The organism is Amorphoplanes friuliensis DSM 7358 (assembly GCF_000494755.1).
In the GTDB taxonomy this organism is placed as follows: domain Bacteria; phylum Actinomycetota; class Actinomycetes; order Mycobacteriales; family Micromonosporaceae; genus Actinoplanes; species Actinoplanes friuliensis.
Genome location: NC_022657.1, coordinates 6488599 through 6502188 on the forward strand (window position 1 = coordinate 6488599; position 13590 = coordinate 6502188).

At 67.1% G+C, this 13590-nt stretch carries 21 protein-coding genes; 11 read left to right on the forward strand and 10 right to left on the reverse strand.

What is annotated here, in order from left to right:
- Positions 1–50 precede the first annotated feature (50 nt).
- On the reverse strand, positions 51–521 hold the full coding sequence (locus AFR_RS29900; protein WP_023560552.1) for a MarR family winged helix-turn-helix transcriptional regulator: 471 nt from the start codon (positions 519–521) through the stop codon (positions 51–53).
- Positions 522–578: 57 nt separating this feature from the next.
- Between AFR_RS29900 and AFR_RS29905 the strand changes: the two genes are divergently transcribed.
- The 3 genes from AFR_RS29905 to AFR_RS46895 are packed head-to-tail and all read left to right on the forward strand — an operon-like array spanning position 579 to position 2241.
- A complete protein-coding gene (locus AFR_RS29905; protein WP_023560553.1) occupies positions 579–944 on the forward strand; it encodes a VOC family protein in 366 nt (121 codons plus the stop codon).
- Positions 941–1858, forward strand: a complete 918-nt coding sequence (locus AFR_RS29910) for a DNA-3-methyladenine glycosylase family protein (RefSeq protein ID WP_023560554.1) — start codon at positions 941–943, stop codon at positions 1856–1858. The genes AFR_RS29905 and AFR_RS29910 overlap by 4 nt, the downstream gene beginning before the upstream one ends.
- Before the next feature lie 8 nt (positions 1859–1866).
- On the forward strand, positions 1867–2241 hold the full coding sequence (locus AFR_RS46895) for a hypothetical protein (protein ID WP_158510583.1): 375 nt from the start codon (positions 1867–1869) through the stop codon (positions 2239–2241).
- A 52-nt stretch (positions 2242–2293) separates the two neighbouring features.
- Here the strand turns inward: AFR_RS46895 and coaD are convergent, their stop codons facing one another.
- Positions 2294–2695 (reverse strand): pantetheine-phosphate adenylyltransferase, encoded by a 402-nt coding sequence (gene coaD / locus AFR_RS29920; RefSeq protein WP_023560556.1) that lies wholly within the window; start codon positions 2693–2695, stop codon positions 2294–2296.
- Positions 2696–2699: 4 nt separating this feature from the next.
- Positions 2700–3338, reverse strand: a complete 639-nt coding sequence (locus AFR_RS29925) for a DUF5984 family protein (protein WP_023560557.1) — start codon at positions 3336–3338, stop codon at positions 2700–2702.
- 282 nt (positions 3339–3620) lie between these two features.
- Between AFR_RS29925 and AFR_RS29930 the strand changes: the two genes are divergently transcribed.
- Positions 3621–4157 (forward strand): hypothetical protein, encoded by a 537-nt coding sequence (locus tag AFR_RS29930; protein ID WP_148308106.1) that lies wholly within the window; start codon positions 3621–3623, stop codon positions 4155–4157.
- 114 nt (positions 4158–4271) lie between these two features.
- Here AFR_RS29930 and AFR_RS29935 read toward each other — a convergent pair whose 3' ends face one another.
- Both AFR_RS29935 and AFR_RS45440 read right to left on the reverse strand, forming a co-directional pair.
- Positions 4272–4751, reverse strand: a complete 480-nt coding sequence (locus AFR_RS29935) for a hypothetical protein (RefSeq protein WP_023560559.1) — start codon at positions 4749–4751, stop codon at positions 4272–4274.
- Positions 4752–4856: 105 nt separating this feature from the next.
- A complete protein-coding gene (locus AFR_RS45440; RefSeq protein ID WP_084298194.1) occupies positions 4857–5126 on the reverse strand; it encodes a hypothetical protein in 270 nt (89 codons plus the stop codon).
- Positions 5127–5454: 328 nt separating this feature from the next.
- Here AFR_RS45440 and AFR_RS29940 point away from each other — a divergent pair, with 328 nt between their 5' ends.
- The 3 genes from AFR_RS29940 (at position 5455) to AFR_RS45450 (ending at position 7313) form a co-directional block, all read left to right on the forward strand.
- Positions 5455–5808, forward strand: coding sequence for an antibiotic biosynthesis monooxygenase (locus AFR_RS29940; protein WP_023560561.1), 354 nt, complete (start codon positions 5455–5457; stop codon positions 5806–5808).
- A gap of 305 nt (positions 5809–6113) precedes the next feature.
- Positions 6114–6293: a hypothetical protein gene (locus AFR_RS29945; RefSeq protein ID WP_041841246.1), complete on the forward strand. Its 180-nt coding sequence runs from the start codon at positions 6114–6116 to the stop codon at positions 6291–6293.
- A gap of 354 nt (positions 6294–6647) precedes the next feature.
- Positions 6648–7313 carry a hypothetical protein gene (locus AFR_RS45450; RefSeq protein ID WP_148308107.1) on the forward strand — a complete coding sequence of 222 codons (666 nt, stop codon included), beginning with the start codon at positions 6648–6650 and terminating at the stop codon, positions 7311–7313.
- A 155-nt stretch (positions 7314–7468) separates the two neighbouring features.
- On the opposite strand, the gene AFR_RS29950 is transcribed toward AFR_RS45450, so the two are convergent.
- On the reverse strand, positions 7469–7837 hold the full coding sequence (locus tag AFR_RS29950) for a DUF4259 domain-containing protein (RefSeq protein ID WP_023560563.1): 369 nt from the start codon (positions 7835–7837) through the stop codon (positions 7469–7471).
- Between the two features lie 412 nt (positions 7838–8249).
- Between AFR_RS29950 and AFR_RS29955 the strand changes: the two genes are divergently transcribed.
- Together AFR_RS29955 and AFR_RS29960 are read left to right on the forward strand one after the other, a co-directional pair.
- Positions 8250–8915, forward strand: a complete 666-nt coding sequence (locus tag AFR_RS29955) for a hypothetical protein (protein ID WP_148308108.1) — start codon at positions 8250–8252, stop codon at positions 8913–8915.
- A gap of 121 nt (positions 8916–9036) precedes the next feature.
- A complete protein-coding gene (locus AFR_RS29960; protein WP_202964102.1) occupies positions 9037–9504 on the forward strand; it encodes an HAD domain-containing protein in 468 nt (155 codons plus the stop codon).
- Here AFR_RS29960 and AFR_RS29965 read toward each other — a convergent pair.
- Positions 9476–10294 (reverse strand): transglutaminase-like domain-containing protein, encoded by an 819-nt coding sequence (locus AFR_RS29965; protein ID WP_041841247.1) that lies wholly within the window; start codon positions 10292–10294, stop codon positions 9476–9478. The genes AFR_RS29960 and AFR_RS29965 overlap by 29 nt on opposite strands.
- Before the next feature lie 19 nt (positions 10295–10313).
- On the opposite strand from AFR_RS29965, the gene AFR_RS29970 reads away from it, so the two are divergent.
- Both AFR_RS29970 and AFR_RS29975 read left to right on the forward strand, forming a co-directional pair.
- Positions 10314–10820, forward strand: coding sequence for a hypothetical protein (locus AFR_RS29970; protein WP_023560567.1), 507 nt, complete (start codon positions 10314–10316; stop codon positions 10818–10820).
- A gap of 57 nt (positions 10821–10877) precedes the next feature.
- Positions 10878–11564, forward strand: coding sequence for a hypothetical protein (locus tag AFR_RS29975; protein ID WP_148308109.1), 687 nt, complete (start codon positions 10878–10880; stop codon positions 11562–11564).
- On the opposite strand, the gene AFR_RS29980 is transcribed toward AFR_RS29975, so the two are convergent.
- The 3 genes from AFR_RS29980 to AFR_RS29990 are packed head-to-tail and all read right to left on the reverse strand — an operon-like array spanning position 11542 to position 13590.
- On the reverse strand, positions 11542–12243 hold the full coding sequence (locus AFR_RS29980) for a glycosyltransferase family 2 protein (RefSeq protein ID WP_023560569.1): 702 nt from the start codon (positions 12241–12243) through the stop codon (positions 11542–11544). The genes AFR_RS29975 and AFR_RS29980 overlap by 23 nt on opposite strands.
- Positions 12244–12281: 38 nt before the next feature.
- Entirely contained in the window at positions 12282–12890 is a 609-nt protein-coding gene (locus AFR_RS29985) for a YdcF family protein (protein WP_023560570.1), read from the reverse strand.
- A 16-nt stretch (positions 12891–12906) separates the two neighbouring features.
- Positions 12907–13590, reverse strand: coding sequence for a zinc metalloprotease (locus AFR_RS29990; protein WP_023560571.1), 684 nt, complete (start codon positions 13588–13590; stop codon positions 12907–12909).

Genomic DNA, 13590 nt, shown 5'->3' on the forward strand with positions numbered 1-13590 from the left:
ACGGACGGCCTGGATGACGGCGGTCCGGCGACCCGCCCACCGAGCCCAGCTCATTGAGCGAGGTCTGGGCCTGTGGACGCGGGATCAAGATTGCGGATGAGCATCGTCAGCGTCTCCAGCAGCGCCTTCTCCTGAGCGGAGGTCAGGCCGGCGCACATCTGCTCGTTAACCGAACGGATTGCGGCGCTGGCGGCGTACAGGAGACTGCGGCCGGCCTCGGTCAGAGCCGCCGGGAGCTCGCGGCCTTTGACGGCTTTGGCCGGGCGGGTGACCAGGCCGCGTTCCTCGAGGCCCTGCAGGACGACGTTCATCGACTGGCGGGTGACGAACGTGCCGCGCGCGAGCTCGGCGTTGGACAGGCCGGGGCGCTGGGCGAGCAGTTCCATGCACGAGTACTGCGGCACGGTCAGCTGCATCGGCCGCAGCACAGCGTCCATCGCGCCGCGCAGGGCCACGGCGGCCTGTTTGAGCACGTATCCCACCGCACTTTCGACGGGTCCGAGGGTTTCCGGTTGCGTCATGTCAGTAGTTTGACATACGCTTTGCGTGTCAGGACTTTGACATATCGAAGGAGCAGCATGACCGTCACCGGACCGGACTTCCTCGCCCTGCAGGTGCGCGACCTCGAACGCGCCGCCGGCTTCTACGAGCAACACCTCGGCCTGCGCCGCATCCCGCAGAGCCCGCCCGGCGCGATCGTCTTCGCGACCGAGCCCATCGCCTTCGCCGTGCGCAACCCGCTGCCCGGCGTCGACCTCGACGCAGGCCGGCCCGGCCTCGGCGTCGCCCTCTGGCTGCACTCCCCGGACGCCCAGGCCCTGCACGACACGCTCCAGAGCGCCGGCGTGCCGATCGTGACCCCGCCCTTCGACAGCCCGTTCGGCCGCACGTTCACCTTCTCCGACCCTGATGGGTACGCCGTGACGATCCACGACAAGCGATGACCTTCACTCTGCGGGCGCGTGGGCCGTTCTCGTTGGCGGCCTCGGCCCGGTTTTCTGAGGAGTTCCCGGCTGGTCAGGGCGGCGGTGAGGACGCCCGGCTCGACCTCGCGTTCCCGGCCGACGGGAGCTGGACGCCGGTCGGCGTGCGCGTTAACGCTGATCTCGGCGTCGACGTGGTGGCCAACCCCGGTGGCGTGCCGGTCTCGCGGATCCGCGGGCAGGTCGAGCGCATCCTGGCGCTCGACGTGGACGGCTCCGGCTTCGCCGCGATCGGCTCTCGGGATCCGGTCGTGGCTGCATTGCAAGCCCGGTTTCCTGGCCTGCGCCCGGTGCAGTTCCACAGCCCGTACGAGGCAGCGGCCTGGTCGATCATCGGGCAGCGCATCCGGATGACCCAGGCGGCCGGCATCCGTACCCGGCTCGCGCAGCAGCTGGGCGACAGCATCGACTTCGGTGACCGGCAGCTGCCGTCGTTCCCCTCCCCTGAGCGGCTCGCGGCGCTGGACGGATTTCCGGGGCTCACCGAGCGCAAGGTGACGCAGTTGCAGGCGCTCGGGCGGGCTGCGGCCGACGGGCAGCTCGACGCGGCCGACCTGCGCAGCATGCCGCCCGAGGAGGCGTTGGTGCAGCTGCAGAAGTTGCCCGGCGTCGGGCCGTTTGCCGCTGAGTTGATCCTGCTGCGCGGAGCCGGGCACCCTGACGGCTTCCCTGTGACCGAGAAGCGCCTGCATCGGGCCATGGCGGCCGTCTACCACCTCGGCGACGACCCGGATCTGGCGACGCTGCAGAAGATCGCTTTGGGTTGGCAGCCGTATCGCACCTGGGTTGCGCTGCTGCTGCAGGTCTGGCTGGAGGACGTGACCCACGAGATCGCCGGCGGGCGGCGCGTGGATGTCCTGCCCGACACCATCTAAGGATCTACTTGCTCGGCGAGCCGGTCCAGGCCGTCGCGGATCAGCTGTCCGTACTCGTCGTCGCCGAGCGCGCCGATCCCGGCTCTGGCGTGCTGCAGGTGTTCGCGGGCGTGCTCGAGGTCGCCGACCTTTCGGTAGCAGTCCGCGAGGTTGAGGTGCAGGGACGGATACAGGCCGGCGACCGGCAGCGCCACGCCGGCCTCCGCGTTCCGCTCGTCGGTGAGCACGTCGGCTGCGGCCAGAGCCCGCTGATCCCACAGCAGTTCCTGGTGCACGTCGTCCTGGACGTCGGCGATCGCGTGAGCGAGGACGCAGATGTGCAGGGGGTCGCCCTGCTCGCCGCCGATCTCGGCCCAGATCAGGCTGAACTCCCGCGCTTTTGATGGTGGTGCAGCGCCACAGCCTCGCCGATACGGACGAGTGTGGGATCGGTGATCACCGGCGGCTCCGGTCAGCCGTGGAGGACACCGTGGCCAGCTCCGGGCGGGCCGGGACGAGCAACGTCGGGATGCCCAGGTGCTCGTTCATCGCGGCCAGCTCAGACTCGTGCCGCAGGTCGTCGTGGTTGCGGATGCCGCGGACGATCACGCCTGCTTGGTGCTCGTGACAGAAGGCGGCCGTCAGCCCCGCCCACGCCGTCACGGTCACGTTGTTCCAGTCCTCCGGGAGCAGGCGGCGAAGTGCTTCCGACCGCTGCTGCAGCGTTGCCGCCAGCTGCTTCTCGCCGTTGACCGCCACCAGCACGGTGACGCGGTCGAACAGGCGCCGCACCCGGTCCACCACATCCGCGTGCCCGGCGGTGAACGGGTCGAAGGTCCCCGGGTAAACCGCATGCATCGGTTCAGATTAGCCAGCGGACGCCGGCGCGGATGTCGTCCCAGTCGGTCCGGGGCTCGTCACGCAACCGCTGGGCCAGCCAGGTCGTCCGGTCACGGTGTTCCTTGCGCAGCCAATCGGTGTCGGACTCGGTGCGTTCCAGCTCCGTGACCCGCTCGTCCATGGCCTTCATCAGCTCGGCGTTCAGCTGTCGCACAGCGTCGAGAAGCGCCGCGGCGGGCATGGTGGCGCTCTGTGCCAGGCCGTCGGGCTTTTGCCACCGGGCCGTGACGAGGTCCCCGGCCCGCCAGATGCGAAATAGTGGCGGCCGCCGCAGATAACCGAGGTCCAGATAGTGCTCGCTGTGCCAGACAACGGCGTTCATCGCCGACCCGTCCAGCGGAAGTTCGCCCGGATCGACGGCCCAGTCCTCCGGCTCACTGGCGGCAAACGGCACCAGGTCCTCGGGCACCGGCTCCAGGACGATCGTGGTGAAGAGCGCCAGGTCCTCCCACAGCCGCGCCACGTAGTAGTCGGCGACCGGCTCCAGCACCTCCTGATCCCCCACCCGGATCCCATAGGTGCCGTCGGTCAGCACGAACCAGTACGGCTTACTGCGAAGGGAGCCGTCGAGCGGCGTCAGTTCGAAGTGGAACCGGATCATGGGAAAAGTATGAACTGTTGTCCCGTCCGGGTCAGGACGTCACCCGCTGGTGGCCGTCACACCGAATTGCCGGATTGTCCATCCAAACTCGACCGCAGAGCCGTGCTGTCTGGCCGCACCTCCTATGGGCGCCGGGTGAGGGACCACAGAGCATTGAGGAACGGCGTTGTCACTTGATGTGAGGTGTTCCCTATTTCCACCACCCCGTCCCCGAGCGGATCCGACCGGCTTCGCTTCCTGGGCCTGCCGAAGTTTGCCGGATTCATCGCGATCGTCAGCGCCGTGATCGGCTTGCTGGCCTACATCGGCGATGTCCAGGAACGCTGGCAGCCCGACGACGTAGCGGCGGCACCAGCGTCTCCGGTCCAGAGCCGCTCAGCGACGCCGAGTGCCTCGCCCTCCACCGCAGCACCGGGCCCGTCCCCGGCCACGAAGCCGAAACAGCGCAACGGCGCCTTCCAACTCACCGCCCAGCCCCTCGACGCACGCACCGTCGAAGTCGCCGTGACACCACCCACCGGCCTGGCCGCCGGACGGGACTACTGGTTCTTCGTCGAGATCGACTGGCGCGATGGCAACACCGACTACTACCCCCGCGAGAAGCTCACCGGCGCCACGCAGACCCTCGTGATCGACATCCCTCCAGACGCCACCCAGCAGGCCGACCGCACCGGCCGCGTCTACGCCCTGACCACCGACCAGAGCAGGGAAGCCGCAGTACGCCTGCAACGGCAACGAACCTCCAAGGAGGACGACTTCTTCGCTGACGCGCCCGGGGCCACCGCATCCCAGGCCACCGGCCTGCCGTTCGGCCCGTGACGCTCTCGCTCGCCACCACCCGGCTCGCATCACCAGCGATAGTCATGAAATCCCGTTACATTCGCCTGCCGGGGCGAATCCGTTGGTCGTCGCGCCATGGTGCGACCAGCCCTTTCACGCAGGCGTGACAGTCGTCGATGAGCGGATCAGCGACTCCGGCCGGCACAGCACGGTGATGCGGTACGACAGCCCGACGTTGGACCAGATCTGGCCCCGCAGCGTGAGACAGATGCCCACCCGGTCGTCCTGCTCGGGATGCTCGAAGAAGTCCACCCCCGGATCCGCGATCGCGCCGACGAGCCCTTGTGTGCCCTGCGTAGTGCCAGGCACCTGGAGCAGGCCGACGGCAACCTGAACCTCGGCGTCGTCGAGCTCTTCGGCGGTGTACCAGTGGGTGTCAGGCAGAAAAAGCTGCGAGTCGACAGAGCGCCGCTGGTAGCTCGCTCCCATCATTCCGGACGCCGGATCGGGGATGTCGCCGATCCAGGCCGTTCCAGCGAAATCGGTACGCAGTCGCTGAGCGTCGGAGTGGAACTCCGTCACGAGCGTGTCGAGGCGAGGCTGGGCGGCGAGGTGCACGGATGCGTCGGTCACGATCGCACTCTAATCAAGGTCCGAACCGTCGCCTCTGCCGCGGGTCGGCTTCACACAACGGTCGGCCTGCCAGAGCCTGCATTTTGGGATGGCCGACGATCGACCCTATCGTCGTTGAATGCGATTGCGGCGTCGTCGCATTGATTGGTAAAGCAGCCATAGTGCGAGCGCGACCGGTGTCAGGACCGCCGCGAACAGGATTCCGGCGAAGATTGCGTAACCGTGCGGGTCGGCGGACAGTCCGGTGGCGCTGAGGACTGCCTGGCCGACGAGCAACACGATCACCCCGGCGGTGCAGATGAACGCGCCGAGCACGAGGCGCTGGAGTGCTACCCGTAGGCCACCCGCGCGGGTAGGGCGTTCGGGCGTGTCCATGGTCGGCTCCGCGGGTTCGGTGGTGGCGCGGTCAGTTCGGGACGGGAGTGCAGACGTACAGGAATGATGTCTGATTGTCGCGTTGGACGTCTGCCCCATCCATCCAGCCGCGTTGGCCGAACAGGTAGCTTCCGGACGGGTGCTGGCACGCCGAGCACAGACAGAGTCCGGCTTTCTGCGCACTGGCCTGCCGCTGGCCGTGCGCGGGGCTGGGCATTGCGATGACGTGCGGTAGCGTTCGGCTGGGCCTCGTTCAGCTGGTCAGGGTGAGATTTACCGATCCTGGGCCGAATCCGTAGGGCATCCGACATCGGGGGAAGGACGTTGCATGACCCGTGTCGTGGTCATCCATCGCGTTGCTGACGTCGACCGCTGGCGCGCAGCCTTCGACGCGGCCGCCGACCTTCGCGCCGCGGGCGGTGAGCTCGACTTCGAGGTGCTGCACGCCGACGACGACCCTCACTTGGTCGTGCACCTCGCGCGGTGGACGACGATCGCCGAGGCGCGTGCGTTCTTCGAGTCGCCGGAGGTCGTTGCGATCCGGAAGAGTGCCGGGGCGGAGCCGCCCACCTTCCTCTACCTGGTTGCCGTCCCCCTGGCCGCCTCATCGGATCCGGGTGATCGTGACGAAGGCCTGTCGTTCAACGGTCCTCCAGACGCTGCAGCGCCTATCAACAAGTGATGACCGATCAACGCCTCACCGGCCTCCGATCATGTCCGGATCTGCCGCCTGCAAACGTTCAAGACAGTGAGGCGGTCGGGTGCCGGCCGGGCATGCTCGCGGACGGCGTCACCGTAGGAGAAGGTTGAGCAGTACGGTCAATCCGACCGACAGCAAGATCGACACTACGATCATGCCGAGGCAGCCGGCGGGGCCGCCGAGGAACCTGACTTGCGAGTTTCCGATGCGCATGGTGCCCGTCTACCCGCTCAGGGCGCGAACACACGCGAGATCGACCCCGCCGCCATGTCGGACGAGCGGCCGCGGTGGCGGACATCAAACTCGCGGATGCCCTCACCAGCACCTACCCCGGGTCGATCAAGCGGCTCGGGCGATGGTTCGTCGAAGCGCCGCTGCACGACGACGGTGAGACCTGGGTGCTGTCAAAGATTTGGGGCACCAACACTGAGTCGGTCCTCGACGGGTCCTTAAGCTGCACTAACTGATGGCTACGACACAAGGCTGTCTCCGAGAAGTGAGCTGACCACAGCCGGTCGCAACCTCCGTCAGCTCTACTTATAGGTGCACTGTCATGCCGAGATGAGTGCATTTGGTCATGACCATGTGCGTTCAGGTTGCCGCGATCGCGCCGGCGATTCGCTGTGTCTGCGTAAGGCTGCCTCAGCCTTACAGATGCCGCCCATTGATAGGATATCGCTCAAGCGCTGGAGGCGAGCGACGCCAGGAGAGAGAGGCAACACGGCATGACCTCTGGGAATCCTCCTCCTCCTCCTCCTCCTCCTCCTCCTCCGCCGCCTAGCACTTCCACCGCCACACCACCACCGCCGAAGCCTAAGTGGTTGGCGCGACAATGGACAGGTCATGGCAAGCAGTTGGCCCTTTTATTGATGATCGTGCTCGGCTTGGTGACATTGATAGGTGTCGGTTCAGGTCAGGGCTGGTGGTACGGGGGCCTTGCCGCTCTTACGACTGGAATTGTCACAACCGGCATTCCCATCATTTGGTCTTTTCTTGGTTTTGTCCCGTTGAACGATCCTGGTCCATGGTTCAAGCAAGCCGCGAACCTCGGCCCGCATGCATCGAGGCTCGAAGCACACTACGAACGCATCGTAGGCACGCTCATGTTTTGGAAAAACAAGGCAGCGGCTCACCAGCGACTACATCAGGCCCGAGTGATGTGGAGCCTCATCTCTGGCGTTAGTCTTCCTTTGCTTGTCCAGAGGTTCGATAAGGATGCACCCGGAGCTATACTTTTCATGACCATATTTACAACATGGACGGGATTTATTTCGGTTCTGGCTTATACGCTAAAATCGGAAGAAAAATATCAGGGCTTCCGGCAGCAGGAGTCTGACTTCTATGACGAAGGCCGGAGGCTCCTAGACTTTGCTGATCCTGCGGACCCGAAGTTCGCAGAAGCGGTGAATGCTTATATAAAAGTCATCGATCACGTGCGTAGAGTAGGGCGACGTGTAGAAACGGGAAGTCCACCATCTGCTATTTAGCGCGTTCACCTCCGTGCGTCGACGGCGGCGCGGCCTATCGCGCTCGAGGAGGACACGCTCTCATGCCGCGATCCGGTCGCTGCCGGGCATGAGACGACATGTATTGCCCCCGCACGCCGAACAGCCGCGGTGAGAGCTGCTGCTTGCCCGTGCGGCTATCTGGTGCGGATCGCCTCGGCAAGCTGGTCGAACGTGCGCTCCAGCGCCGCTCGTCGGTGCATCTTGTGCTCCGGGGTTGGCTCCAGCTCTTCGATGTTCGCGTCCCACACGGCCAGGTAGGTCGCCTTCCATGCCTGGACCATCGCGATGTCGGGCAGCATGACACCGGCCCAGCGTTGGCTCGCCAGCAAGTGCAGGATCTCGAGATTGCAGGGGACCGCAACGCCCCAGTACTCGTCGGGCTCCAACTCGACCGGATCGCCGGCGACGGCGTCCTCGACCTCACGCACCAGCCGTGCGGTCAGAACTGACAGATGGTCCGCAGCCGTGTCGCTGTCAAAGTTGCCGGTTCCCCAGGTGCCCACGTCCACACCCTAACGACGCACAGGAACACGGCACGTTCACCTCGGCTGTGCCGGTAATCCGCTGCCGTCGCTGTCGGTTCGCACTCTCCTGCCGCGATCAGCTCGCAACCAAGAGTCACGGCGGACGCCCGCTGGCCAGGAAAGTCCGCCAGTAGGCATCCCTCCCGGGCGGGTGGCAGGCAGTTGAAGCCGCGGTGGCCCGCACGGGGGCCGGCGCCCTGGTGCGATGCGCAGGCTTACGGAAGACGAGTTCAAAGCCACCGCCGTGCCGGAGAAGGAACTTGGACGAAGAACCGCCGTTCGACTTCTGGGAGTACTTCGAGCTGATTCCACCAGAGGAATTCAGCGAGCATGACTTCAGGGTGACTATGGGCCCTGCGCGCGCTGAGCCGAGTGGCCTAGATTGGCGAGCGTGGATCATGATGACCTTGTCCGAACAGCGGTCGCGGTGGTCGCTGCCGCTGACCGGCGCGCGATCGAGCAGGCGTGGCTTGCGAGCCTGGTTACGAGGAACCAGATTCGGCGCAGTGTCTGGCCGCGGCTGACGTTCCTGCGGCACATGCCCCAGCACGGCTTCATGCCGTCGCAGTACTTCCATCCCACGTATTGTGGGGTGTGCGGTATGCGCGAGAGCGAAGAGGTTGTCACCTCCGAATGCCTCGCCGGCGATGCCTTCTGGTTACGGCCGATAGATACGTTGTGGGCCGGCGCCGCGGTGGAGCAGTTCGACGGAGCAGACGATGACCACGATGTCCACCGGGGCCGAGCAGTGCTGGAAGATATCGTTGATGCGATCCGGTCGCTGCCCGGGTCCGCACAGTTGACGGAACTTAACGCAGCCCTGATCGGCAAACTCAAGTCGAACAAGCGGGAGCGGACAGTTCTGCTCGAAGCTCTTGGCTACGCCGGCGCCCTGCCCACGGCCGAATACCCGAGCTATGCGACAGAGTTCGTATCGTACGACGACGCAAACACGCGAATGCCCAGCCAGTTCTACAAGAAGGAATGGGCGTACCCCGTGCGGTTCTGGACCGGCGTGGACGGAGTCGATCCCGCCCGTCTGCCCACTGGTAAGTGATGGAAGGCTACCGCGAACCAGGCGCGGCTGACTCTCATGCCGCCGACCGCGCTCCAGGTCCTGCGGGCCAGCGGCAGCCGCGGTTTCACGGCGTCAAAGGCAGTATGACCAAGTGTCCACGCTGATTTTTCTCGATGTTGACGGGCCGTTGATTCCGTTCGGGCCACGCCCCGACGGCCATCGTGGGCCGCCACCGCATGCCACCGCCGACCATCCGCTGCTGCACCGGCTGAACCCCGCCGACGGTCCGCGCCTGCTGGCGCTGGGCGCTGAACTCGTCTGGGCGACCACCTGGATGCGTGAGGCGAACGAGATCATCGCCCCGTTGCTCGGCCTGCCCCAGCTACCGGTGGCGGACTGGCCCGACGACGAACCTCCGGCCGGCCTGCACTGGAAGACCGCCGGTCTGGTCGCCTGGGCTGCCGGACGTTCGTTCACCTGGATCGACGACGAGATCACCGACACCGACCGGCGCTGGGTCGCCGCCCATCACCCCGGCCCGGCGCTTCTTCACCGCGTGGATCCCCGGGCCGGCCTCACCGACGCCGACTTCACCGTGCTCAGGGCAGGAGCGAGGCTGGGACCGTGAGGTCTTGCGCGGCATAGAGATTGGCGGCCGCGTCCTCGTCGTTGCCGGCGCAGACCGTGGCGATCGTGTCCATCAGTTCGTCGTAGTCGGCGCCGGTCTTGCCCTGGTAGGAGTCGGTCATGCGGCCCCACTCGTCCCACGGCAACATCTCGACCTTGTTGAGGCAGGCGAGGTCCCGGATGGCGTTGCCGCGGATCTCCCCCGGGCCGAAGTTTTCCGTGCCGGGCACACCGAACTGCATGGCGTCGATGCGGCCCTCGCGGAACGCGATCCACGCCTCGCCGCCGGTCAGGAACTCCCCCTCGGCCAGGTCCCCGGGGTTCGGCACAAGCGAACTGCCCAGGGTCTCCGGGTCGATGCGGACCCAGCGGTCGTTCTCGCGGTATTCGGTGACCCAGTGGTCCAGGCCCTTGCCGGCCTGGAAGTACGTGCCGAAGCCGCAGCGGACCTTGGCCGGAATCCCGCGGTAGCGCAGCAGGGCCCCGGCGAGCACCGCGAAGTGCCGGCAGGTGCCGATCACCCGCTGGGCGGGCTCGCGTGCGACGGTCAGCGGGGCCGGGTTGAGCGCCAGCAGGGCGCCGACGATGCTGTCCGTCGACCGGAGCTGGTTCTCGGCGAAACGGTTCTCGACAATGCCGAGCTTCTGGGCGTCGTGGGGCTGGATCACCAGGTGGCGTACCAGGTTGCAGATCTCGAAGCCCGTGGCCGGCAGGTCGTCCAGTCCGGCTGCGTGAGTCGCGCTGATCGTTGTCAATGGACCGGCTGCCGCGTAGTCAATCGTCCCCGTCATGGGCGAGATACTAGTGAGGATGGGCATCGATTACGGATACGACCTCTACCTGCCGACTCACGCGGTCGGGAAGGCCCTGCTGGCTGTAGCTGCCATCGCCCGGGAAGACATCGGGTCGGTGGAGGTGGTCGCGCCCGGCGGGGAGCGGATCACCCTGCCGTTCCGCGGGAAGCCGGCGAACGACGTGGACCACTGGTCGCTCGACGCGTGCCTGTACTTTCCACTCGGCGACGAAGCGATCCGTGCGTGGGCTGAAGTGGAACGACGCGAAGGCCGGCAGGACGCCCAGGAGCGGATCTGGGTCGGTTCGATCTATCTGTACTTCTGGCGGGACAGCGGACTGCGTCCCGGATATTCACGGCTGGACTTCACCGCAGCTACCACCAGCATGAGCCGGTTGTTCGAGCAGTCGGCCAGCATTCGGGGCACTTTCACCGAGCTGGCCAAGTCCGTCGGTGCCGCCCGCCTCGTGCTGGACCGGGAAGGCGACGGCGACGAGGTCTGCTGGTCGGGCGACGACGTGTGATGGCCGCAAGCGGCCACCGCCCCCGATGACAAGCCGTGGCGGACCACGATGGCGGGCATGCGTCGCTTGATGGTTGTTGCGCTTGCGCTGACAGTGGTGGCCGGCGGTTGTGGCAAGGAGGCGGTGCCCGACGAGCCGGTTGCGTTCGGCGCGGCTCCGCCGGTGTCCTCCCAGCTGGAGATCACGGCACCCGCCGGTGACGTCGTGCCCGCCGCGAGCTGGCCCAGCGCCTGCAAGTTCCTCACCGACGAAGAGCTCAAGGCGGTACTGCCGCAGGCCACCGACATCAAGCGGGTACCCCAGGGGGTCTCCATCGTGTCGATCTCCGACAAGAGCCAGACCTCGGTGGCCCCGGAGGGTTCCTGCAGTTACAAGTTCGGCCTCGAGGGCGCCGCGGCCGAGGAGTTCATCTCGAGCCTGATCGTCACCATCGACGCGGTGGCCGACCCCGAGCTGATCGAGGAGCACTACACCGAGACCCGCACCTCCGAGAGCAAACGGGACGACCGGAAGCAGTTCGAGAACCAGAGCGATCTCGGGCCCGACGACTGTTACAGCTGGCTCTACGCCACGTCGGAGTTCCACCTCGTCTGCCGTCAGGGTCCGATGATGTTCGAGGTCCGGGGCAACGGCTCCGGCTCGTTCACCGGGGTGAACGACACCGACCTGACGGCCCGGGCCCGGGTCTGGCTGGAGAAGGCCCAGGCCCCGGCCGCGAAGATCATCGCCGCGAAGGTGCCCTGAGGCTCAGGGCCAGGGAGCGCAGCAAGGGCCAGTAGATGCGGGCCGAGTCCGACAGAGCGCCGAAGTGGGAAGACGCGTTGTCCTTCAGATAGGTCGTGTCGATGACGACCTCGTCCATCGGCCGGCCGGTCCGCACCGCCTCGATCAGAACGCTCATCTCGTACTCGAAGCGTTCGCCCTGGACCGTCAGCAGCCACTCGAGCTGATCGGCGGGGAATGCCCGCAGGCCGGTCTGGGTGTCCTGCACCGGACGGCCGGTCGCCGCCCGGAACAGCGTCTGCGTCACCGCGTTGCCGAACTTGCTGCGCAGCGGCACATCGTCCTCGAACTGGCGCACGCCCAGCACGATATGGCCGGTCTCCGCAGCCCGCGCGGCCACCCGCAGGATGTCCTCGACACTGTGCTGGCCGTCAGCATCGGCGCAGACGACCGTCTGGCCAGGACGGTGCTCAGCCGCGTACCGGAAGCCGGTTTTGAGGGCCTCGCCCTTGCCCCGGTTGCGGTCGTGGCGCAGGACCGTCGCGCCGAGGGTTTCGGAGGTCTCGAGGACCTGGGTGGACGGTGGTCCGCTGCCGTCGTCGACGACGAGCAGGTCGGCCTCCGGGGCGGCGGCGCGCAGCTCGGTGAGCAGGCTGGGCAGCCGGTCGCTCGGTTGGTAGACCGGGAAGAGCAGGATCACCAGGGCCTCCTAGGCGGGTCCCGGTCGCCTTACCCTTTTTACGAAGCCGACAATCCGCGCAGGAGGGCGACCATCCTCCGTTCGCGCCGCAGAAGCCGGTCAGCGTCGCGGGTCCCGAGCAGACCGAGCCGCGCGGCCAGGTGCACGGCCCGCTCGCCGCGGCGTGCTCCGGCCTGGTCGTTCTCCGTTACCGGTACGCCCAGAAGCGCCGGACCCCGCAGCCCGAGCACCTTGCCGGCCAGGAACCTGACCCGCGGCAGATGCCACGCATGGGTGACCAGCCCGAGTGGCTGCGCGGGTGTGAAGACGTGCCCGTCGAGCAGCCCGTCCTCCACGGTGTGCAGCAGGTTCTCCAGCGTGCTGCGCGACCGCGTCTCGGCCCGCAGCTCGGCGAAGCGGTCCAGCCCGGCCGCCTGAGCCTCGCGCAGCATCAGGTCACCCTCGCGGGAGCCGTCCGGTGGCTCGGGTGCGCCCTCGCAGGCCTCGGCCCAGCCGCCGGTGAAGACGATCCGCCCGGCGAACGCGTGCGCGCGGGCGTAGGCAGCGGCGGCCCGGACCCGGGCGGAGCTGGACGCGGTCAGCGAGAACCGGTCATCGGCGCAGGTCAGCCCGCGCCCGAAGACCAGCAGCAGGGAGGCGGTCGGCATGGCTCCCCAGCGTAGATCAGAGCGGGACCGGTCCGCCCCACAGGCGCAGGAAGAGGACGCCGAGCGCGTCGAGGATCATCAGCAGGAACGGGTAGGTCAGGGGGAAGAAGCAGCAGACGAGCAGGATCAGCACGCCGATGTTCTTGTCCTCGAACCACAGGCGGTAGCCCTGCATACCCGGGCCGGGCTGCTTCTGCGCCGACCACAGGATGCCGAAGCCGTCCAGCGGCGGCATCGGGATCAGCGCGAGCAGGCCGAAGGCCAGCAGGCCCACGGCCAGGCACAACAGCACCTGCTCGGCCAGTGGCAGCGTGAAGCCGCGCAGCACGTCCGACATGTTCAGGGCGGACAGGTAGTTGTCCGGGAAGAGCAGCACGTAGGCCAGGAACAGCAGCTGGGCGACCAGGATGCACACGATCGGGCCCGACGCGAAGACCAGAGCCGCGCGGCCGCGGCCCTGATAGCGCGGGATCTCGTCGACCGAGATGGTCTTGCCCCAGCCCATGCCGCCCACGGCGGCGGCGACCGCGCCGAACGGGTCGATGTCCTCGCGCAGGCGTGGGGCGACGGGCTCGCGGCGTTCGGTCAGGTGCAGGGCGCGGGCGGTGACGCGGATGGCGACAGCGCGCAGCAGCAGCCCGAGCAGGAAGGCGCCGACCAGCGCGACGAACGCGACCGGTTCGCCGAGGGCGAAGAGCAA

Excerpts from the sequence above, each read along its gene's own strand:
- AFR_RS29940 (WP_023560561.1), top strand. The coding sequence starts at position 5,455 with ATGACCCGTGTCGTGGTCATCCATCGCGTTGCTGACGTCGACCGCTGG.
- AFR_RS29905 (WP_023560553.1), top strand. The coding sequence starts at position 579 with ATGACCGTCACCGGACCGGACTTCCTCGCCCTGCAGGTGCGCGACCTC.
- AFR_RS29985 (WP_023560570.1), bottom strand. The coding sequence starts at position 12,890 with ATGCCGACCGCCTCCCTGCTGCTGGTCTTCGGGCGCGGGCTGACCTGC.
- AFR_RS29925 (WP_023560557.1), bottom strand. The coding sequence starts at position 3,338 with ATGATCCGGTTCCACTTCGAACTGACGCCGCTCGACGGCTCCCTTCGC.
- coaD (WP_023560556.1), bottom strand. The coding sequence starts at position 2,695 with ATGCATGCGGTTTACCCGGGGACCTTCGACCCGTTCACCGCCGGGCAC.
- AFR_RS29910 (WP_023560554.1), top strand. The coding sequence starts at position 941 with ATGACCTTCACTCTGCGGGCGCGTGGGCCGTTCTCGTTGGCGGCCTCG.
- AFR_RS29965 (WP_041841247.1), bottom strand. The coding sequence starts at position 10,294 with ATGACGGGGACGATTGACTACGCGGCAGCCGGTCCATTGACAACGATC.
- AFR_RS29970 (WP_023560567.1), top strand. The coding sequence starts at position 10,314 with ATGGGCATCGATTACGGATACGACCTCTACCTGCCGACTCACGCGGTC.
- AFR_RS45440 (WP_084298194.1), bottom strand. The coding sequence starts at position 5,126 with ATGGACACGCCCGAACGCCCTACCCGCGCGGGTGGCCTACGGGTAGCA.
- AFR_RS29975 (WP_148308109.1), top strand. The coding sequence starts at position 10,878 with ATGCGTCGCTTGATGGTTGTTGCGCTTGCGCTGACAGTGGTGGCCGGC.
- AFR_RS29900 (WP_023560552.1), bottom strand. The coding sequence starts at position 521 with ATGACGCAACCGGAAACCCTCGGACCCGTCGAAAGTGCGGTGGGATAC.